Annotated in this window: 16 protein-coding genes and 1 riboswitch; of the genes, 4 read left to right on the top strand and 12 right to left on the bottom strand. The window is 69.4% G+C overall.

The features are described 5' to 3' along the window. Position 1: 1 nt before the first annotated feature. The 12 genes from ACFU8V_RS07775 to ACFU8V_RS07720 all read right to left on the bottom strand — a co-directional run bounded on the left by ACFU8V_RS07775 (position 2) and on the right by ACFU8V_RS07720 (position 15,582). Positions 2-1,675 carry a dipeptide ABC transporter ATP-binding protein gene (locus ACFU8V_RS07775; RefSeq protein ID WP_378870237.1) on the bottom strand — a complete coding sequence of 558 codons (1,674 nt, stop codon included), beginning with the start codon at positions 1,673-1,675 and terminating at the stop codon, positions 2-4. Then, entirely contained in the window at positions 1,672-2,616 is a 945-nt protein-coding gene (locus ACFU8V_RS07770) for an ABC transporter permease (protein ID WP_085606581.1), read from the bottom strand. Before ACFU8V_RS07770 ends, ACFU8V_RS07775 begins: the two co-directional genes overlap by 4 nt. Next, on the bottom strand, positions 2,609-3,535 hold the full coding sequence (locus ACFU8V_RS07765) for an ABC transporter permease (protein ID WP_085606583.1): 927 nt from the start codon (positions 3,533-3,535) through the stop codon (positions 2,609-2,611). The genes ACFU8V_RS07770 and ACFU8V_RS07765 overlap by 8 nt, the downstream gene beginning before the upstream one ends. A gap of 101 nt (positions 3,536-3,636) precedes the next feature. After that, positions 3,637-5,271, bottom strand: a complete 1,635-nt coding sequence (locus ACFU8V_RS07760) for an ABC transporter substrate-binding protein (protein WP_085606585.1) — start codon at positions 5,269-5,271, stop codon at positions 3,637-3,639. 215 nt (positions 5,272-5,486) lie between these two features. Further along, a complete protein-coding gene (gcvP, locus tag ACFU8V_RS07755; RefSeq protein WP_378871835.1) occupies positions 5,487-8,327 on the bottom strand; it encodes an aminomethyl-transferring glycine dehydrogenase in 2,841 nt (946 codons plus the stop codon). A gap of 61 nt (positions 8,328-8,388) precedes the next feature. Continuing rightward, the gene (gene gcvH / locus ACFU8V_RS07750) at positions 8,389-8,766 is read right to left on the bottom strand and encodes a glycine cleavage system protein GcvH (RefSeq protein ID WP_378870233.1); all 378 of its coding nucleotides are present in this window, start codon (positions 8,764-8,766) and stop codon (positions 8,389-8,391) included. Further along, positions 8,763-9,878 carry a glycine cleavage system aminomethyltransferase GcvT gene (gene gcvT / locus ACFU8V_RS07745; protein WP_085606589.1) on the bottom strand — a complete coding sequence of 372 codons (1,116 nt, stop codon included), beginning with the start codon at positions 9,876-9,878 and terminating at the stop codon, positions 8,763-8,765. The genes gcvH and gcvT overlap by 4 nt, the downstream gene beginning before the upstream one ends. A gap of 149 nt (positions 9,879-10,027) precedes the next feature. Further along, a riboswitch (glycine riboswitch) is annotated at positions 10,028-10,122 on the bottom strand. Positions 10,123-10,171: 49 nt separating this feature from the next. Then, a complete protein-coding gene (locus ACFU8V_RS07740; protein ID WP_025102935.1) occupies positions 10,172-11,029 on the bottom strand; it encodes an ABC transporter ATP-binding protein in 858 nt (285 codons plus the stop codon). Next, positions 11,026-11,880 carry an ABC transporter ATP-binding protein gene (locus ACFU8V_RS07735; RefSeq protein WP_025102934.1) on the bottom strand — a complete coding sequence of 285 codons (855 nt, stop codon included), beginning with the start codon at positions 11,878-11,880 and terminating at the stop codon, positions 11,026-11,028. The genes ACFU8V_RS07740 and ACFU8V_RS07735 overlap by 4 nt, the downstream gene beginning before the upstream one ends. Further along, the gene (locus tag ACFU8V_RS07730) at positions 11,877-12,857 is read right to left on the bottom strand and encodes an ABC transporter permease (RefSeq protein WP_378870227.1); all 981 of its coding nucleotides are present in this window, start codon (positions 12,855-12,857) and stop codon (positions 11,877-11,879) included. The genes ACFU8V_RS07735 and ACFU8V_RS07730 overlap by 4 nt, the downstream gene beginning before the upstream one ends. Next, on the bottom strand, positions 12,850-13,845 hold the full coding sequence (locus tag ACFU8V_RS07725; RefSeq protein ID WP_025102932.1) for an ABC transporter permease: 996 nt from the start codon (positions 13,843-13,845) through the stop codon (positions 12,850-12,852). The genes ACFU8V_RS07730 and ACFU8V_RS07725 overlap by 8 nt, the downstream gene beginning before the upstream one ends. A gap of 39 nt (positions 13,846-13,884) precedes the next feature. Further along, on the bottom strand, positions 13,885-15,582 hold the full coding sequence (locus ACFU8V_RS07720) for an ABC transporter substrate-binding protein (protein ID WP_025102931.1): 1,698 nt from the start codon (positions 15,580-15,582) through the stop codon (positions 13,885-13,887). A 265-nt stretch (positions 15,583-15,847) separates the two neighbouring features. Here ACFU8V_RS07720 and ACFU8V_RS07715 point away from each other — a divergent pair, with 265 nt between their 5' ends. From ACFU8V_RS07715 to nadC, 4 genes are read left to right on the top strand one after another with little or no spacing between them, the layout of a single operon-like run. Continuing rightward, complete coding sequence (locus ACFU8V_RS07715) at positions 15,848-16,564, top strand: NUDIX domain-containing protein (RefSeq protein ID WP_025102930.1); 717 nt, start codon at positions 15,848-15,850, stop codon at positions 16,562-16,564. After that, positions 16,561-17,898: a quinolinate synthase NadA gene (gene nadA / locus ACFU8V_RS07710; protein ID WP_303708285.1), complete on the top strand. Its 1,338-nt coding sequence runs from the start codon at positions 16,561-16,563 to the stop codon at positions 17,896-17,898. The genes ACFU8V_RS07715 and nadA overlap by 4 nt, the downstream gene beginning before the upstream one ends. After that, a complete protein-coding gene (gene nadB / locus ACFU8V_RS07705; RefSeq protein WP_366215997.1) occupies positions 17,895-19,418 on the top strand; it encodes an L-aspartate oxidase in 1,524 nt (507 codons plus the stop codon). Before nadA ends, nadB begins: the two co-directional genes overlap by 4 nt. Continuing rightward, on the top strand, positions 19,418-20,269 hold the full coding sequence (nadC, locus tag ACFU8V_RS07700) for a carboxylating nicotinate-nucleotide diphosphorylase (RefSeq protein WP_085606604.1): 852 nt from the start codon (positions 19,418-19,420) through the stop codon (positions 20,267-20,269). Before nadB ends, nadC begins: the two co-directional genes overlap by 1 nt.

Genomic DNA, 20,269 nt, shown 5'->3' with positions numbered 1-20,269 from the left:
CTCAGCGGCCGCCGAGCGGGATCGACGCGCCGGGGATCGCCTTGAGAAGGCGGTCCGTGTACTCCTCCTGCGGGTTCGCGAAGATCTCGTCGACCGTCCCCTGCTCGACGACCTTGCCCTTCTCCATGACGCAGACCAGGTCGCTGGAGACCCGGACGACCGCGAGGTCGTGCGTGATGAAGAGGTAGGTGAGGTTCAGCTCCGATTGGAGCTCGGCGAGCAGCTTCAGGATCTGATCCTGCACGAGCACGTCGAGCGCCGACACCGCCTCGTCCAGCACGACGATGTCGGGCTTGAGGGCGAGAGCGCGCGCGATCGCGACGCGCTGCCGCTGACCGCCTGACAGCTCGTTCGGATACCGGGTGGCCAGCGCACGGGGCAGTGCCACCTGGTCGAGGAGCTCCTCGACGCGCTCGCGCTGCGCGGTGCGGTCGCCCACGCCGTGGATCTGCAGCGGCTCCGAGATCGTGTTCCCGATGTTGCGCAGCGGATCGAGCGAGCCGTAGGGGTCCTGGAACACCGGCTGCATGCGACGTCGCAACCCGAACGCCTGCGCGTTCGAGAGGCGCGACACATCCTGCCCGTCGATCTCGATGGTGCCGCTCGTGGGCTCCTCGAGCTTCAGCACCATCTTCGCCACGGTCGACTTACCGGACCCCGACTCGCCCACGAGCGCGAGGGTCTTCCCCCGCAGGATCTCGAAGGAGACATCGTCGACCGCCCGGAAGGCTTCGCTGCGGAAGTTCCCCTGACGGATCTTGTAGTCCTTGGTGAGCCCGGTGACGCGCACCGTCGGCGGGATGGCGGCGAGGTCGTCGAGCGTCTCGATACCCCGGTCCTCCACGACCGCCTGGATGCGTTGCGATGCGACGCTGGGTGCGGCCCCGACCAGTCGCTGGGTGTACGGATGCTGCGGGTTCTCCAGGATCTGCCGGCTCGGCCCGGCCTCCACGATGTTGCCGTTGCTCATCACGATGATCTTCTCCGCACGCTCGGCCGCGAGGCCGAGGTCATGCGTGATGAGGAGCACCGAGGTGCCCTTGTCGCGCGTGAGCGTCGCCATGTGATCGAGGATGACGCGCTGCACCGTGACATCCAGCGCCGAGGTGGGCTCGTCGGCGATGAGCAGCTTGGGGTCGGCCGCGAGGCCGATCCCGATCAACGCCCGCTGACGCATACCGCCGGAGAACTGGTGAGGGTACTGGTGCAGACGCCTCTCGGCATCGGCCAGCCCCGCCTGCTTCAGCACCTCGATCGTCCGCGCCTTCACGGCCTCGCGGCCACGGGCGATCCCGTTCGCACGGATCGCCTCCTTCACCTGAAAGCCGATGCTCCACACCGGATTGAGGTTGGACATCGGGTCCTGGGGGACGAAGCCGATCTCGCGACCGCGGACGGCCTCCATCTCCCGGCGACCGAGCTTCGTCAGCTCCCGGCCGTCGAGAGTGATCGATCCTCCGGTGACGACACCGGTTCCGGGCAGGAGGTTCACGATGGCGCTCGCCGTGGTCGACTTGCCCGAACCGGACTCGCCCACGATGGCGACGGTCTCGCCGGGGAAGACGTCGAAGCTGGCTCCGTGGAGGACCTCCTTCTCCCCTTCCTGAGTGCGGAACGCGACCCTGAGGTCGCGGACGCTGAGCAGCGGGATCTGCGCGGTTGCTCGTGCGGTCATCGCCGTGCCCTCGCCTTCGGGTCGATGGCGTCTCGGATGAGTTCGCCGAGCGTGACGAAGGCGAGCACGGCCAGCGTGAGCGCGATCGACGGATAGATGAGCGCCATGGGCGCCACCCGCAGCGATGCCTGCGCGGCACCGATGTCGTTGCCCCACGACATCACGTTGCTTCCCAGCCCGACGCCGAGGAACGACAGCGTGGCCTCCGCGACGATCGAGGCGGCGAGCCCGAGCGTCGACACCACGAGCAGCGGTGCGAGCGCGTTCGGGATCACGTGTCCCACCAGCGTGCGGAACTTCGACCGCCCGAGTGCACGGGAGGCCACGACGAAGTCGGACTGCCGGACGCGCAGCACCTCTGCCCGCACGACGCGAGCGGTTGCCGCCCACGCGAAGCCACCGATGGCGAGCGCGAGCACGGGCACCGAGCGGTACTGGGAGAAGACCGTCATGACGACGACGGCGGCGAGGATGTACGGGATGGCGAAGAAGATGTCGCCGATCCGCGAGAGCACCGAATCGAGCCAGCCGCCGTAGAAACCGGCGAACGCGCCCATGATGAGTCCGAGGATCGAGGAGATCGCGGTGGCGAGGAGGCCCACGGAGAGTGACGTCTGCGCGCCCCAGACGATGCGGGAGTAGATGTCGCACCCCTGGAACGTGAAGCCCAGCGGATGTCCTTCGGTGGGGCCGGCGTTGCTGTTCCCGAGCTGGCAGTCGGAGTTCGGTGGCGCCGACGTGAAGAGGGTAGGCCAGAGCGCCATCACGATGAAGAACACCGCGAGGACGACGGAGAACCAGAACAGCGGACGCCGTCGGAGGTCCGACCAGGCATCTCGCCAGAGGTTTCGCGGCTTCTCGGCGATCCGCACGGCGTCGACAGAGATGGTCTCGGTCTCGACCGGAGCGACATAGTGGTTCTGCGTGGTGGGGTCAGGCATAGCGGATCCTTGGGTCGAGCAGACCGTACAGCAGGTCGATGATGAGGTTGACCAGGACGTACAGGATCACGAACACCGTGACGAAGGAGACCACCGTCGGCCCCTCATTGCGGATCGCGGCCTGGTACAGGGTGTTGCCGACACCAGGGACGTTGAAGATTCCCTCGGTCACGGTCGCGCCGACGAGCAGCACGCCGAAGTTCGTCGCGGAGTTCGTGATCACCGGGATCAGGGAGTTGCGGAGGACATGCACGGGGATCACGCGACCGCGCGAGAGCCCTTTGCTGTACGCCGTGCGGACCCAGTCCTGGTTGAGCGTGTCGATGACCGAGCTGCGCATCAGCCGCATGCTCACGGCGTACAGGCTGAAGCCCAGAACGATGGCCGGCAGCCACAGGCCACCCCAGTCGTTGTCCGACCCGACGGTCGGCTTGAACCAGCCCAGCTTGATCGCCAGGAAGTACTGCGCCAGGAAGGCGACGACGAAGATCGGGATCGCGATCGCCACGAGCGCGACGATGAGCATCGTGTGGTCGAAGAGCTTGCCCTTGCGCAGCGCCGAAACCGTGCCGATGATGATCGCCAGCGTGAACTCGATGGCGATGGCCATCACCGCGAGGCGACCGGTGACCGGAAGCGTCTCGGCGAGTACGGTCGACACCGGCCGGCCGGAGAAGGTGGTGCCCAGATCGCCCTGGAAGACGCCGGTGATGTAGTACCAGTACTGCACCAGGAACGGGTCGTTCAGGTGGTACTGCTCGCGCAGCTGTTCCACCACGGCAGGGTTCGGGGTCCGGTCGCCGAAGAGTGCCAGGATCGGGTCGCCGGGCATGGCGAACACGAGGAAGTAGATGAGCAGGGTGGCCCCGAAGAAGACCGGGATCACCTGCAGGAGACGTCTCAGGATGTAGCCGAGCATGCGTCTGTCCCGTAGTCAGGAGGCGGAGTGAGTGTGACGAACACAGCCTGTGAGGCGGCGACGGAAGACCGTCACCGCCTCACAGGTTCGTGCTGTCAGACTTACTCGCCGTCCTTCGTGACCTGGTAGAGGATCGGCCAGGTGTCCCAGCCGAACTCGACGTTCTCCACCGAGTCGCCCCAAGCGCCCATGGCGTTGGTGTACCACAGCGGGATGGCCGGGAGGTCCTGGAAGAGGATCTCCTGCGCCTCCTGGAACTTGGCGATGCCCGCCTCGACGTCGGAAGCCGCAGAGCCCTCGTCGAGGAGCTTGTCGAACTCCGGGTTCGAGTAGTCGCCGTCGTTCGAGCCGGCACCCGTGCCGAAGAGCGGGCCGAGGCCGTTGAACATCGACGGGTAGTCGAACTGCCACCCGGTGCGGAACGCGGTCTGCGTCTTCTCCTCCGTGATCAGCGTCCGGTGCTCGGCGAAGGTCGGAATCGGGTTGCCCGAAGCCTCGATGCCGAGGTTGTTCTTGATCTGGTTCGCGACTGCGTCGACCCAACCCTGGTTGGGGCCGTCGGCGTTGTACTGGATCTGGAAGGACCCGGTCCACGGCGCGATCTCGTCGGCCTGCGCCCACAGCTCCTTGGCCTTCTCGGGGTCGAACTCGAGCACCTCGGATCCGGGGATGTCCTCGGAGTAGCCGTCGATCACCGGCGACGTGAAGTCCTTCATCGGCGTGCGCGTGCCGCTGAAGACCACGTCGGTGATCTCCTCGCGGTCGATCGCGTGGGAGATGGCGGCGCGACGCAGCTGGCCCTCTTCACCGCTCCAGTGCTCGAGGCGCTCCGGGATGGTGATGGTCGCGTTCGCCGCGGCTGGCTGGTTCACCGTGCGGTCCGGGAAGTCGGTCTCGAACGTCTGCAGAGCGGTGTCCGGGATCTCCTGGATGATGTCGAGCTCGCCACCCTGCAGGTCGGCGTATGCCGCCTCCGTGCTGGCGTACAGTCGCATGTCGATGCCACCGTTCTGCGCCTCACGCGGACCCGTGTAGTCCTCGTTCTTGACGAGCTCGATGCTCTCGTTGTGACGCCAGGCGCCCTCTTCGGCGAAGACGTACGGGCCGTTGCCGATGGGGTTCTCACCGAAGGCCTCGAGGTCGTCCCACGCCGATGCCGGCAGCGGGAAGAAGGCGGTGTAACCCAGGCGGAGCGGGAAGTCGGACTCCGGCTGCTTGAGCTTGACGGTGAAGGTGAGGTCATCCACGACCTCGAGGCCCGACAGCTCCGGCACGTTCTCCTCGTAGGAGAAGCCCTCGATGGACTCGAAGAAGTAGCTCGAGAGCTGCTTGTTGTCGAGCGCGGCACCGTAGTTCCAGGCCTTGACGAAGGACTCGGCGTCGACAGGGTCTCCGTTGGCGAAGGTCTGGTCGGGCTTGATCTTGATCGTGTAGGTCTGGGAGTCCTCGGTCTCGATCGACTCGGCGAGGTCGTTGTGCACGGCGCCCTCGGCGTCGTAGTAGACCAGACCCGCGAAGATGCTCTGCAGCACCAGGCCGCCGCCGACCTCGTTCGTGTTGGTCGGGATGAGCGGGTTCTGCGGCTCGGTGTTGTTGACCGAGATCGTCGCGGTCGGGTCACCCGAGGGCGTCTCCTCCGTGGAGTCGTTGCCGCCGCCGCTGGCGCAGCCTGCCAGGGTCAGGGCGCCGATCACGAACAGTGCGCTGCCCGCGAGGGCGATCTTGTTGCGCTTCACTTTTGTCCTCCTGTGGACGTGGGAATTCTGCGCGGCTCATCATCGAGCGCGCAGGGATACCTGAGCGTAACCCGGTGGTCGCGCGTCCAGGACGTTCAGCTAACGAACTGTTACTGAGTGGTGACCATCTGTCACATGACCGAAACATGGCGCAACGCGAACGGCGCCGCGCCGCCGGGAGGCGGGCGCGACGCCGTTCGTCGTGCGGGTCCGTGTCAGGCGAAGGCCTCGATCGGCGGGCAGGCGCAGACGAGGTTGCGGTCGCCGTACGCCTGGTCGATCCGGCGGACAGGCGGCCAGTACTTCGCCGCCACCAGCGAGCGCACCGGATAAGCGGCCTCCTCGCGGGTGTAGGCGTGCGCCCACTCCCCCGCGATGAGCGAGACCGCGGTGTGCGGGGCGTGCACGAGCGGGTTGTCGTCCGCAGGCCAGCGCCCCGCGGCGACGGCGTCCGCCTCGGCCTTGATCATGATCATGGCCTCGATGAAGCGCTCGATCTCGTCGAGGTCCTCCGACTCGGTGGGCTCCACCATGAGGGTGCCGGCGACCGGGAACGACATGGTCGGCGCGTGGAAGCCGTAGTCGATCAGGCGCTTGGCGACGTCGTCGACGGAGATGCCGGTGGCCTCCTTGAGCGGACGCAGGTCGAGGATGCACTCATGCGCGACCCGTCCGTTCTCCCCCGTGTAGAGCACCGGGAAGTGCCCGCCGAGGCGCTCGGCGATGTAGTTCGCCGAGAGGACCGCCGCGGCGGTCGCGCGCCGGAGCCCCTCGGCGCCCATCATGCGCACGTACGCCCACGAGATCGGGAGGATGCCCGCAGAGCCGTACGGGGCCGCGGAGATCACCGCGCCCTCGAACGTGTGGCCACCGAAGTGCTCGGCGCGCTGCGCGAGCGGGTGCGACGGCAGGTACGGCGCGAGGTGGGCCTTCGCCGCGACCGGACCGATGCCCGGGCCGCCGCCGCCGTGCGGGATGGCGAAGGTCTTGTGCAGGTTGAGGTGCGAGACGTCGCCGCCGAGGTCGCCGAATCGCGCGTACCCGAGGAGCGCGTTGAGGTTCGCTCCGTCGACGTACACCTGACCGCCGGCCGCGTGCACCGCCCCGGTGATCTCGACGACCTGCTCCTCGTAGACGCCGTGCGTGGACGGGTACGTGATCATCAGCGCCGCCAGGTCGTCGGCGTGCTGGGCGATCTTCGCGCGGAGGTCGTCCAGGTCGACGTTGCCGAGCGCGTCGCTCGCCACCACGACGACCTTCATGCCGGCGAGCACGGCGGAGGCCGCGTTCGTGCCGTGGGCGGAGGACGGGATGAGGCACACGATGCGGTGGTCGTCGCCGTTCGCGCGGTGGTAGCCGCGGATCGCGAGGAGGCCCGCCAGCTCACCCTGCGAGCCGGCGTTCGGCTGCAGCGACACCGCGTCGTACCCGGTGATCTCGGCGAGCCAGCCCTCGAGCTGGTCGATGAGCTCCAGGTAGCCGCGCACGTCGGCCTCCGGGGCGAACGGGTGGATGCCCGCGAACTCCGGCCACGTGATGGCGGCCATCTCCGTGGCGGCGTTGAGCTTCATCGTGCACGAGCCGAGCGGGATCATGCCGCGGTCGAGGGCGTAGTCCCGGTCGGACAGGCTCTTCAGGTACCGCATCATGGCGGTCTCGCTGCGGTGGCTGTGGAACACCGGGTGCGTGAGGTACTCGTCCTGGCGGCGGAGGGCGTCCTGCAGCGCGTCCGCGTCGCCGAGGCCGAAGCCGAAGGCGCGCTCCTGCTTCCCGCCGAAGACCTGCGCGACCTGGTGCAGCTCGGCCACCGTGGTCGTCTCGTCCACCGCGATGCCGATCGTGTCGGCGTCGGCGACCCGCAGGAGGATGCCGAAGCCGCCCCGCGCCTGGTCGGCGTACTCCGCCGCCCGGCCCGGGACGCGCACGGTCAGCGTGTCGAAGAAGTGCTCGTGGACGACCTCGGCGCCGGCCTCGACGAGCCACTCGCGCAGCAGCGTCGCCTTGGCGGCGACGTCGCGGGCGATCTCGCGGAGTCCATCCGGGCCGTGGTAGACCGCGTACATCGAGGCCATCACGGCGAGGAGCACCTGGGCGGTGCAGATGTTCGAGGTCGCCTTCTCGCGGCGGATGTGCTGCTCGCGGGTCTGCAGCGAGAGGCGGTAGGCCCGCTTGCCCTCGGCGTCGACGGACACGCCGACGAGGCGTCCGGGCAGCTGCCGCTCCAGGCCTGCCCGCACGGCCATGTAGCCGGCGTGCGGGCCGCCGAAGCCCATCGGCACACCGAAGCGCTGCGTCGTGCCCACGGCCACGTCGGCCCCGAGGGTGCCGGGCGCGGTGAGGAGCGTCAGCGCGAGGAGGTCGGCGGCCGCGACGGCGAGCGCACCGGCGACGTGCGCGGCGTCGAACACCGCGGACGGATCCCACACGCGGCCCGAAGCCCCCGGATACTGCACGAAGACGCCGAAGAGCTCGGCGGGGAGCTCCTCCCCCGCCGCGAAGTCGACCGTGACGAGCTCGATGTCGAGCGCCTCGGCCCGGGACGCGAGCATGGCCTTCGTCTGCGGCAGCGCATCCGCGTCCACTGCGAAGACGTTGGAGGAGGTCTTCGAGGCCCGGCGCGCGAGCAGCATCGCCTCCACGACCGCGGTCGACTCGTCGAGCATCGACGCGTTCGCGGTGGTGAGGCCGGTGAGCTCGGCCACCATGGTCTGGAAGTTGATGAGCGCTTCCAGGCGCCCCTGCGAGATCTCGGGCTGGTACGGCGTGTAGGCCGTGTACCAGGACGGGTTCTCGAGCACGTTGCGCTGGATGACCTGCGGCGTGACGGTGCCGTAGTAGCCCAGGCCGATCATCGAGCGGTTCACCGTGTTCCGCGCGGCGAGGGCACGCAGTTCGGCCAGTGCCTCGGTCTCCGACGCGGCGACCGGGATGCGGGAGTCGGCAACCGCGTCCTCCGGTCCCGTGTAGATCGAGGCGGGGACGGCCTGACGCATGAGCTCCTCGACCGGGCTCAGCGTCCCGTTGTCGACGGAGCCGAGACCCAGCGCGTCGAGCATCGTGCGCTGGGCGGCCTCGGTCGGTCCGATGTGACGATCGGCGAATGCAACCACGTCCGGATCAGCCCTCCGTGAGTGCGACGTACGCGTCGCGGTCCAGCAGTCCGTCCAGCGCCCCGGCGGCGACGGACACCTTGAGCAGCCAGCCGCCCTCGAACGGCTCGGCGTTGACGAGCGAAGGGTCGTCGACGACGGCGTCGTTGACCTCGACGACCGTGCCGGCGACCGGAGCGTAGAGCTCCCCGACCGACTTCGTGGACTCGATCTCGCCGACCACGGAGCCGGCGGTCAGCTCGGTGCCGACGGCGGGGAGCTCGACGAAGACGACATCCCCCAGCTTCTCGGCGGCGTAGTCGGTGATGCCGATCGTCACGGTGTCGCCGTCACCGGCGATCCATTCGTGCTCTTCGGTGTAGCGGAGTGCGCTGAGGTCGGTCATTTTGTCCTCCGGTAGAAAGGCAGGGCGGTCACGGTCGCGGGGATACGGGTCCCCCGCACATCAAGGAATACTGCGGTTCCCTCTTCCGCGGAAGAAGGGTCGACGTACGCCATCGCGATGGGATGGCCGAGCGTCGGGCTCAGGGCACCGCTGGTGATCTCTCCGATCGGGGTGCCGTCGGCGTCGACGACCGCGTAGCCGGCGCGGCCGGCGCGTCGTCCTTCGGCCGTCAGGCCGACGAGGATGCGGGCATCGTCGGCGGGCGCCGGAGCATCCTTGCCGACGAAACGGTCCTTCGCGACGACCACGACGCGGCCGAGGCCGGCCTGAGCGGGTGCGGTGTCGAGGCTGAGCTCGTGGCCGTACAGCGGCATGCCCGCCTCCAGGCGGAGCGTGTCGCGCGCGGCGAGGCCGGCGGGGACGAGCCCGTGCGGCGCGCCGGCGTCGAGGACGGCGTCCCACAGCGCGGTCGCGTGGGCGGCCGGGACGAGGAGCTCGAAGCCGTCCTCCCCGGTGTAGCCGGTACGGGCGAGGAGCAGCGGCTCGCCGGCGAACGACGCGGTCGCCCACGCGTAGTACTTCTGCTCCGCCCAGGGGATGCTGACGTCGGCGATGCCCGCCGTCGCCGCGAGGATCTCCTCGGCCCGCGGGCCCTGCACGGCGATCAGCGCGTAGTCGTCCGAGACGTCGTCGACCTCCACGGCGCCCGCGTCCGCGTCCGCGATCCGCTCGGTGAGAGCCCGACGCACGGCGTCGCGGTTGCCGGCGTTCGAGATGATGAGGAAGTCGTCGTCGGCCAGCCGGTACACGATCACGTCGTCGACGATGCCGCCCTCCGCCGTCAGCAGCAGGGAGTACTTCGCCTTGCCGACCGCGAGCGCCGACAGCCGCCCGGCGAGGGCGTAATCGAGGAAGGCCGCCGCGCCCGTGCCGCGGACCGTGAACTCGGCCATGTGCGAGATGTCGAAGACGCCCGCTGCCTGCCGCACCGCGTGGTGCTCGGCGAGGTCGGACGTGTAGCGCACCGGCATCTGCCAGCCGCCGAAATCGGTGAAGGAGGCGCCGAGCGCCTCATGGCGCTCGCGCAACGGGGTGTAGCGGGGGTCGGACATGGAGTTCTCCCGGGCTGGGTCGGGCGGGACGACGACGTCGTCCCTGGGAACTCCCCCTCTGTCATGGGCCTGAGAGCTTCGCCCGCGCGAGCGCAGGGCTTTCACCGTCGGCGGATCCCCCGGTGCTCGGGATCGCTTTTCAGAGCGGCCGGACCTCCGCGGTACGCGTACCTGAGAGATTGGCGGGGAGGCTTGCTCCTTCGGTGCCCGGCTGCATGCGCCGGGGCTCTCCCGCGTCGGTCGTTCGGCCTGTCTTCGATTGTGGGTTCAGTCTAGCGGTCTCCCCCGCCCGCTCAGGAGCCCAGCGCGAGCTCCGCCCTGACCTCGTCGCGGAGCCTGCCGAGGTTCTCCGGTTCGGGGGCCGCCGCCAGAAGCGTCCTGGTGTACTCGTGCTGCGGGTTCAGGATCACCTCGTCGGCCGATCCCCGCTCCACGACGTCGCCCCGGAAGAGGACCATGATGTCGTCGGAGAAGTGCCGCGCGGTCGCCAGGTCGTGCGTGATGTAGAGGACGCCGAGGTTCTCCTCCCGCTGCAGCTCGGCGAGCAGGTTGAGCACGCCGAGCCGGATCGACACGTCGAGCATCGACACCGGCTCGTCCGCCACGATGAACCGGGCGCCGGGGGCCAGGGCCCGCGCGATCGCCACACGCTGCCGCTGTCCGCCGGAGAGCTCGTGCGGGCGCCGTTCGGCGAAGCTCTCGCCCGGAGTGAGCCGCACGCGCTCCAGCAGCTCGATCGCCCGCGCCCGCACCTCGCGACTGTCGAGCTTGGGGTGGTGCAGCCGGATCGGACGCTCCAGGTGGTGCACGATCGTGTGGAACGGGTTCAGCGATGCGAACGGGTCCTGGAAGACCATCTGCACGTCCGACCGGTAGCGCTCGAGGGCCGACCCCCGCATGCCGGACTCCTCGCCGTCGAGGAGGATGCTGCCCGAGGTCGGCGTCTCCAGCTTCATCAGCATCCGGGCGATGGTCGACTTGCCCGACCCGGACTCGCCGACGAGAGCCGTGGTCCGCCCGGCCTCCAAGGTGAACGACACGTCTTTCACCGCGTGCAGCACGCTCGTGCGGAACCCCGATCGCAGGTGGAAGTCCTTCACGAGGTTCCTCGCCTCGAGGGTGCCGCCGCGCCTCGTCCCGTCCACGCTCATCGGATGACCTCCTGGTTGACGCCGCCGCTGCGGACGAAGTCGCCCCGCTCGCCCGTGAGGGACGGGAAGCTCGACAGCAGGCGCTGGGTGTACTCGTGCTGCGGGTTGCGGTAGATCTCGGCCGCGGTGCCCTGCTCGACGATCCGGCCCTGCAGCATGACAGCGATGCGGTCGCTGATCTCGATGAGCATGGGCAGGTCGTGGGTGATGAAGATGACCGCGAAGCCGAGCTTCTCGCGCAGGCGCATGATCTCCCGGATGATGCCGCGCTGCACGACCACGTCGAGCGCCGTGGTGGGCTCGTCCATGATCATGACCTGCGGGTCGAGCGCCAGCGCCATCGCGATCATCATGCGCTGGCGCATACCGCCGGAGAGCTCGTGCGGGAAGCTCGTCAGCCGCCCGGGGTCCACGCCGACGAGCGTGAGCAGCTCCTCGGCGCGCTCCTGCTTGGCCTTCTTCGACATTCCGGGGCGGTGGGTGTCGAAGATGTCGAAGATCTGCGCGCGGACCGAGATGACGGGGTTGAGGGAGTTCATCGCCCCCTGGAAGACCATCGAGATCTTGTCCCAGCGGAATGCGCGTAGCCCGTCTCCGTCGAGTCCGACGACGTCGATGTCATGGCCGTCGCGGTCGTGGAACACGATCTCGCCGTCGGTCATCAGGGCCGGCGCCTTGAGCAGCCGGTTCATCCCGTACGCGAGGGTGGTCTTCCCGCAGCCCGACTCCCCCGCGAGACCGAGGATCTCGCCGCGGTGGAGGGTCAGCGAGACATCCCGGACCGCCTTGACGGGCGGATCGACCTCGTACTCGATCGAGACGTTCCTGGCGGTGAGCACGGCGTCGCTCATGCGGTGACCCCCTTCTCCTTCGCGGCCTTGCGCAGACGACGGGCCGCATCGGGCGCGTTGCGCAGCTTCGGGTTGATGACCTCGTCGATGGCGAAGTTGATCAGCGCGAGTCCCGCGCCGAGGATCGCGATCATGATGCCCGGCGGCACGAACCACCACCAGGCACCGCGGCCGAGGGCCTGACCGGACTGGGCGTCGTTGAGGATCGAGCCCCAGGTGATCGAGGAGTTCGGACCGAGGCCGAGGTACGACAGCCCCGCCTCGCCGAGGATGGCGAAGATGATCGCGAACAGGAACTGCGCGGTCAGCAGAGGGAGCAGGTTCGGCATGATCTCGACGAGGATCACCCGGAGGGACTTCTCCCCCGCCACCTTCGAGGCGTACACGTAGTCGCGGGTGCGGAGCGAGCGGGTCTGCAGCCGCAGCACATACGCCGCGCCGGCCCACGAGGTAATGCCGAGGACGAAGGCCACGAGCTGCCAGCTGCGCTGCGGCACGAAGGAGGCGATCACCATGACCAGCGGCAGTCCGGGGATGACGATCATGACGTTGGTCAGGAGAGCGAGGACGTCCTCCCGCCAGCCGCCGAGGTACCCGGCCAGGACGCCGAAGAGGAGGGACAGCACGATGGCGATGCCGCCGGCCGTCACGCCGATGAGCAGCGACCCCTGCGCGCCGACGGCGAGCTGCGCGAACACGTCGTTGCCGAGCTTGGTCGTGCCGAGCCAGTGCTCCGCCGACGGCGCGGCGAGAGCGGGGTTGTCCGTGCTGCGCGGGTTCTGCGTGAAGAACGGCGCGATGATCGCGAAGAGCACGATGGCGAGCACGAGCACGGAGCCGACGATGAACTTCGGCGACGTGCTGCGCAGGATCCGGCGGCGCCGGCGCTCCTGACGCTGCGTAGCCAGGGCGACGGTGCCCTCGGGGGCGACGGTGGGAGGCTCCTCCACGAGGAGCGGGTTCTTCGTGTCAGACATTCTGGCGAGCCCTCGGGTCGATGAAGCCATAGACGAGGTCCATGAAGAAGTTGGCGACGAGCACCGTGAGGGTGATCACGAGGAACAGCCCCTGCATCAGCGCGTAGTCGTTGTTGGTGACGGCCTGGAACATGAGCTTGCCGACGCCCGGATAGGTGAACACCTGCTCCATGACGATGGAGCCGGCGACGACGAACCCGAGCGTGATCGAGAAGCCCGCGATCGACGGGATGGCCGCGTTGCGCGCGGCGTACGTCGTCATGATGCGTCGCGGCCGCAGTCCCTTCGCCTCGGCGGTGAGGACGTAGTCCTCGGCGAGCGTGGAGACCATCATGTTGCGCATGCCGAACATCCAGCCGCCCACCGAGCTGATCACGATCGTGATCGCCGGGAGGATCGAGTGCGCGACGGCATCCGAGAAGAACGCCCAGGTCGGCTCCGGGCCGTCCGGGAAGTCGAAGACGTCGTAGCCGCCGAAGATGGGGAACCAGCCCAGGCCCACGGCGAAGACCGCCACGAGGATGAGCGCCAGCCAGAAGTACGGGATGGACTGCAGCACGGTGGTCGCGGGGATGAGATGGTCGACCCAGGTGCCGCGCTTCCAGCCGGCCCACGCACCGAGCACGACGCCGAGCACAAACGAGATCACCGTCGCGGTTCCGACGAGCACCAGCGTCCACGGGAGAGCACCCGCGATGAGCTCCGTGACCGGAGTGGGGAACTTCGTCACCGACACGCCCAGATCGCCCTGGAACATGCGCCCCCAGTAGGCGAGGTACTGCTCCCAGAGAGACGAGTCGTCTCCGCCGAGCAGGAGCTTGATGTTGCGGATGGTGGTCTCGGAGACCTCTCCGCCGGCCCGCTGCATCTTGGCGATCATGATGTCGGCGGGGTCCCCCGGCATGAGCCGGGGAAGCAGGAAGTTGATGGAGATCGCGGCCCACAGCGTGAACGCGTAGAACCCGATCCTTCGTGCATAGAACTTCATGTCACCTGTCCTGACTTCCTACTTCCCCGACTCATCGACTCAGCCGGCGGGCTTGATCTGCGTCAGCACGTAGCCGGCCGCGATCGCACCCCAGGACGGCGGGAAGGCGTAGAGGTCCTCCTCCGTCGGCCAGCCCGTGTAGTCCTTCGTGTTGTAGAAGGTCTGCGTCGCGTTGATCACGAGCGGGATGTACGGCAGGTCGCGCACGATCTCGGACTGGATCGTGCCGTACAGCTCCTTCTTCTCCGCTTCGTCGTTCGTGCTGATCGCGGACTGGATGGCGGCATCCACCGTCGGGTTGCTGTAGCGGCTGAAGTTCCAGCGACCGGCCGGGATCTCCGTGCCGACGGGGCTGGTGGACTCGACCTCGGTGCCGCCGAACCAGTCACGGTAGATCTGGAACGGGTCGGCGACCGACGTGCCGACGACTCCGCCGACGATGAGCTGGAAGTCGCCGCCCTGTCGGGCGTCGGAGAACTCCTGCCACTGCACGGTCGACGCGGTCACCTTGATGCCCGCGGCCTCGGCCTGCTCGGCGATGAGCTTCGCGGCGTCGTTGTAGTCGGTCCAGCCGTCGACCGAGATCAGGCTGAGCTCGACCGGAGCGCCGTCCTTCTCGTAGATCCCGGAGGAGCCCTTGGTGTAGCCGGCGGCCTCGAGGATCTCCCCGGCCTCTGCGGCGTCCGCCTCCTGCGGGCTGACCTCGTTGGCCGGGTCGGCGAGCCACTTCTCGTCGCGCGGCAGCAGCGTGTACGCCGGCGAGATGTCGCCGGTCAGGCCGACGAACGCCTTGTCCTTGATGGTGGCGCGGTCGATGGCGACGTTCAGCGCCTGGCGCACCGCGACGTCGGTCTGCGGGCCCGTGCAGCCGAGCTCGGCGTTCGAGCAGGTGTAGAGGACGGTCGGGTCCTGCGGGGTGTTGATCCACTCGATCTTGCCGTTGCCCGTGACGTCGTCCGGGTTCGGGATGAACATGCCCGTCCAGTCGAGCTTGCCGGCGGCGAGCAGGTCCTGCGCGGTCTGGTTGTTGTCGACCGCGATGTACTGGACCTTCTTGACCGCGAGCTCGTCGGCACCGCGGTAGTTCTCGTTCGCGACCAGCGTGTAGGACTCGCTCGTGGTCTTGTCCACGACGTACGGACCGGAGCCGACGGGATCTTCGTTCGCGAAGTTCGCGAAGTCGGTGACGTCCTTCCAGATGTGCTCCGGGAGGATGTAGCTCGACCCCATCCGCTGGAACTCGGTCGTGTACTGGGCGGTGGCGTAGGTGAGGACGACGGTCGTGTCGTCGGTCGCCTCGGCCGAGACGAGTCCGTTGCCCTCGGGGTTGTTGGCCTCGTACGTGAAGGAGAAGACGACGTCGTCGGCGGTGAGCGGCTCGCCGTCGCTCCACTTCAGGTCGGGCTTGATCTTCACCGTGATCTGGGTGCCGTCCTCGTTGTACTCGAACGAGTCGCCGATCAGGCCGACGGGCTCGGCGTCCTGCGTCTTGTTGTAGAAGAACAGCGGCTCGTAGATGGGACCGAGCGCACCGTGGAGCACGGTGGGCGCGAACGGGTTGTAGTTCGCGGTGATCGGCGTCTGGCTTCCTGCCCAGACGCGGAGTGCGCGGTCGCCGTCGGCGTTGCCGCCGTCGTCGCCGCCTCCACCGCTGCCGCAGGCCGTCAGGCCCAGGGCGAGGACCGAGGCCCCCGCGACCGCCGTGAGCGCGATCTTGCGCTTTCCGTTACGGATCATTCTTCATTTCCTCTCGGTGCTGCACTGCAGGAGGGATTCTCCGGTTGGAGCCGAACCCCGGGCGGGGTTCACGGGAACCCCGGGAGGTGGCCTGCGGCCGCCCTCGAAGGGGTTTGTTAGGACAGTAACCTAACAAACCCACCCCGGGGGGACAAGCCTTCCCGCGGGCGGGAGATAACGTTTCGGACTCGACGTCTTCCCTCGTCATGGGCGCGCACTAAAGGTCCCGATGACACTAAGATCGAATCCGGAGGTTAAGGTGCCTATGACTCGAAGTGCGGACATCCGCGTCGCCGTCTCGACGGTGATCCTCACGCTGCGCCGCGGTGACGACGGTCCGCCCGTACTGGCGCTCCCCCTCGTCCGCCGCACCCGCGAGCCGTTCGCCGAGCGGTGGGCGCTCCCCGGCGGGTGGCTCACCCCCGAGGAGTCGCCGGTCGACGCCGCCGCCCGCACGCTCGCCGAGACGACCGGCCTCGCGCCCACCTACCTCGAACAGCTCTACGCCTTCGGCGCCGTCGACCGCTCCCCCACGCGGGTCGTCTCGATCGTGTACTGGGCGCTGCTGCGTCAGGACGACGTCGAAGCCCAGATCACCGCGCACCGGGCATCGGGCCGCGCGCCGGAGAACGTGGAGTGGTTCGATGTCGACGATCTGCCGGCGCTCGCCTTCGATCATCACGAGATCATCGAGTACGCGCTCTGGCGCCTGCGGAACAAGGTCGGATACAGCCGCGTGGCCCAGGGCTTCCTGCCCGCCGAGTTCACGCTCGCCGAGCTCCGGGAGGCCTACGAGTCGATCCTGGGGCGCGCACTCGACCCCGCGAACTTCCGGCGGCAGGTCGAGTCCGCCGGCAACCTGACCCGCACCGACCGCTTCCGGACCGGCAGTCACCGCCCGGCCCGCCTGTACCGCGACGACACCGATCTCGAGCTGGCCGACCGCGGTCCGCTCCGCCCGGAGGAAACGAGAACCCGATGAGCACCACCTTCGTCCCGATGCCCGCCGTCCCGTCGTCGGATCCGTCCGTCGACCACGCCATCCAGGCCATCGTCGGCGGGGTCTCCACCGACGCCACCTGCACGACCGACCTCGCCGTCGGCCCCTGGGACTTCGACACACGCCCCGGCTACGGCCCCGGCTCCTCCATGGGCGATGTCATCCCCACCGGGGCTCCCCGGCAGGGAGAGCTCCCCGCGGCCTACCGCGAGGCCGGCGAGGCGGAGCTCCACCGACGCATCGAGGCGGCGAAAGCCACGCTCGGAGATCGCGTGGTGATCCTCGGGCACTTCTATCAGCGCGAGGAGGTCGTGACGCACGCCGACGAGGTGGGCGATTCGTTCCAGCTCGCCACCGCCGCCACGATGCGGCCGGACGCGGAGGCGATCGTCTTCTGCGGCGTGCACTTCATGGCCGAGACCGCCGACCTCCTCTCGCGTCCCGACCAGGCGGTGATCCTGCCGAACCTCGCCGCAGGGTGCTCGATGGCGGATATGGCCGACATCGACCAGGTGGAGGAGTGCTGGGAGCAGCTCGCCGACGTGCTGGGCGACCTCGACACCCCGGACGAAGACGGCCGCGTGCCGGTGATCCCCGTCACCTACATGAACTCCTCGGCGGCGATCAAGGGCTTCGTCGGGCGACACGGCGGCATCGTGTGCACCTCGTCCAACGCCGCCACGGTGCTGGAGTGGGCGTTCGCCCGCGGCCGCCGCGTGCTCTTCTTCCCCGACCAGCACCTCGGCCGGAACACCGCGAAGGCCATGGGGGTGCCCCTCGACCGGATGCCGATGTGGAACCCGCGGCGAGCGCTCGGCGGCTCCACCGCGGAGGAGCTCGTCGACGCGCAGGTGATCCTCTGGCACGGCTTCTGCTCCGTGCACCGGCGCTTCACCGTGGCGCAGATCGACCAGGCCCGCACGGAGCACCCGGGGGTCCGCGTGATCGTGCACCCGGAGTGCCCGATGGAGGTCGTCGACGCGGCGGACGAGGCCGGGTCCACGGAGTACATCCGCCGCGCCATCGCCGAGGCCACGGAGCCGACGACGTTCGCGGTGGGGACCGAGATCAACCTCGTGCGCCGCCTGGCCGCACAGTACCCGCAGCACCGGATCTTCTGCCTCGACCCGGTCGTGTGCCCGTGCTCCACCATGTACCGCATCCATCCGGGCTACCTCGCGTGGGTCCTGGAGGAGCTGGTCGTCGGCCGCACACCGAACCGCATCACGGTCTCCCCCGATGTCGCCGACCCGGCTCGCCTCGCGCTCGAGCGGATGCTGGCCGCCAAGCCGCCGGTGGCCGCCGGGGCACGATGAACGTCGTCGTCGTCGGCTCCGGTATCGCCGGGCTCACCGCCGCGCTGCACGCTCACGAGGCCGGGCACACGGTGACCGTCGTGACGAAGGGCGGCCTCGGGGGCGGATGCACGCCTCTCGCGCAAGGCGGCGTAGCCGGCAGCTACGGGCCCGGCGACAGTGCGGACGCCCATGCCGCCGACACGATCCGCGCCGGAGGGGGTTTGTGCGATCCGGCCGCGGTCGACGCGCTCGTGGCGGACGGCGCGGCCCGGATCGCCGAGCTCCTCGCCCGCGGCGTCACCTTCGACCGGACTCCGGGCGGAGCACTCGCCCGCGGGCGCGAGGCGGCGCACACCCATGCCCGCATCCTGCACGCCGGAGGCGACGCCACCGGAGCCGCGATCTCCGCGGCGCTGTGCGCAGCGGTGCGTCGCGGGCCCATCGCCGTCTGCGAGGGGACGATGCTCCTCGACCTCGTCGTCGAGGAGGGACGGGTCCGCGGGATCACGGTCCTCCGCGAGGGCGACACGACCGAGCTCCGCGCCGACGCCGTGATCCTCGCGACGGGCGGGGCGGGGCAGCTCTACGCGCACACGACCAATCCGCCGGAGGCGACGGGCGACGGCATCGCCGCGGCCCTGCGCGCCGGCGCCGCCGTCGCCGACCTGGAGTTCGTGCAGTTCCACCCGACCGCGCTTCCCGGCAGCCCCGTCTTCCTCCTCTCCGAAGCCGTCCGCGGCGAGGGCGCCGTGCTCCGCGACCAGGACGGGCGACGGTTCGTGTTCGACAGCCATCCCGACGGGGAGCTCGCGCCGAGGGATGTCGTCGCGCGGGCCATCGCCCGGCAGGCCGCCCGGCAGGGGGTGCCCGTGCACCTCGATGCGACGGCGCTGGGGGCGGACGCGCTCGCCCGCCGCTTCCCGACCATCGACAGGGTGACGCGCGCTCGCGGTTTCGACTGGTCCACGGAGCCCGTGCCGGTGACCCCCGCCGCGCATTACCTCATGGGCGGCATCGTCACCGATCGGCACGGACGGAGCACGATCCCGGGGCTGTACGCCGTCGGTGAGACCGCCCGCACCGGGGTGCACGGGGCGAACCGGCTCGCCTCCAACTCGCTCCTCGAAGGCGCCGTGTTCGGGGCCAGGGCCGCCGCCGCGCTGGACGGACCGTGGCCTCCCGTGGTCGACCGCCTCCCCTCCCCGCCGGCGACGACCAGGGAAGACGCCCTTGCGCCACCGGAGCCCCTTCCCCCGTTCGACCGCGCGGCGCTGCAGCGGCTGCTGTGGGACGAGGTCGGTCTGCACCGGACGGGCTCCGGACTGCAGCGCACCCTCCGGACCGTGTGCGCGTGGGCCGTCGGGATGCCACCCGCGTCCGACGTCCGCTCGCACGAGGACAGGAACCTGCTGCGGGTCGCCGAGGCCGCCATCCGCGCCGCCCTGGCCCGCCCCGTCTCGGTCGGCGCCCACCACCGCGACGACCACGCCCCCGCCGCGCCGACCGCGGCACACGCACCGATCCTGGAGACCGCCTGATGCTCACCCGCGCCACCCTGCACCGCGTCGTCGGAGCCGCGCTGGAGGAGGACGCCCCCTGGGGCGACCTCACCAGCACCACCCTGCTCCCCGCGGAGACGACGGCCACGGCCGACCTCGTCGCCCGCGAGGACGGGGTCTTCAGCGGCGGCGAGGCCTTCGCCACCGCGTTCCTCCTCACCGATCCCGACGTCACGGTCGACCTGCACGTGGGCGACGGCGACGCCTTCACCGCCTCCGACGTGCTGGCCACCGTGACCGGACCGGCGCGCGCGGTCCTCACCGCCGAGCGCGTCGCCCTGAACCTCGTGCAGCGGATGTCGGGCATCGCGACCCTCACCGCCGCCTACGTCCGCGAAGTCGAGGGAACGCGGGCGCGCATCGCCGACACCCGCAAGACCACGCCAGGACTGCGGGCGTTCGAGCGGCACGCCGTGGTGTCCGGCGGCGGCCGGAACCACCGGTACTCCCTCTCCGACGCGGTCATGGCGAAGGACAACCACCTCGCGGTGCTCCAGCGGTCCGGGCTCGACCTCGCGACGGCTCTTCGCGAGGCGCTCTCTCGGCTGCCGCACACCGCCCACGTCGTCGTCGAGGTCGACCGTCTCGACCAGATCCCGGCGGTGCTCGACGGCGGTGCCCACACGGTGCTGCTGGACAACTTCTCCCTCGACGACCTGCGCGCCGGGGTGGCCCTCATCGGCGAGCGCGCCACCGTGGAGGCCTCGGGCGGCGTCGACCTGACCACCGTCCGCGCCATCGCCGAGACCGGGGTGGATGTGATCTCGGTCGGAGCCCTCACGCACTCCGCGCGGGCGCTGGATCTCGGACTCGACCTCCGGATCGACTGA

This window comes from Microbacterium sp. NPDC057658 (assembly GCF_042799975.1).
GTDB lineage: Bacteria > Actinomycetota > Actinomycetes > Actinomycetales > Microbacteriaceae > Microbacterium.
Note: the sequence above shows the minus strand (reverse complement) of the source record. Positions and strands in the feature narration are given on the sequence as shown.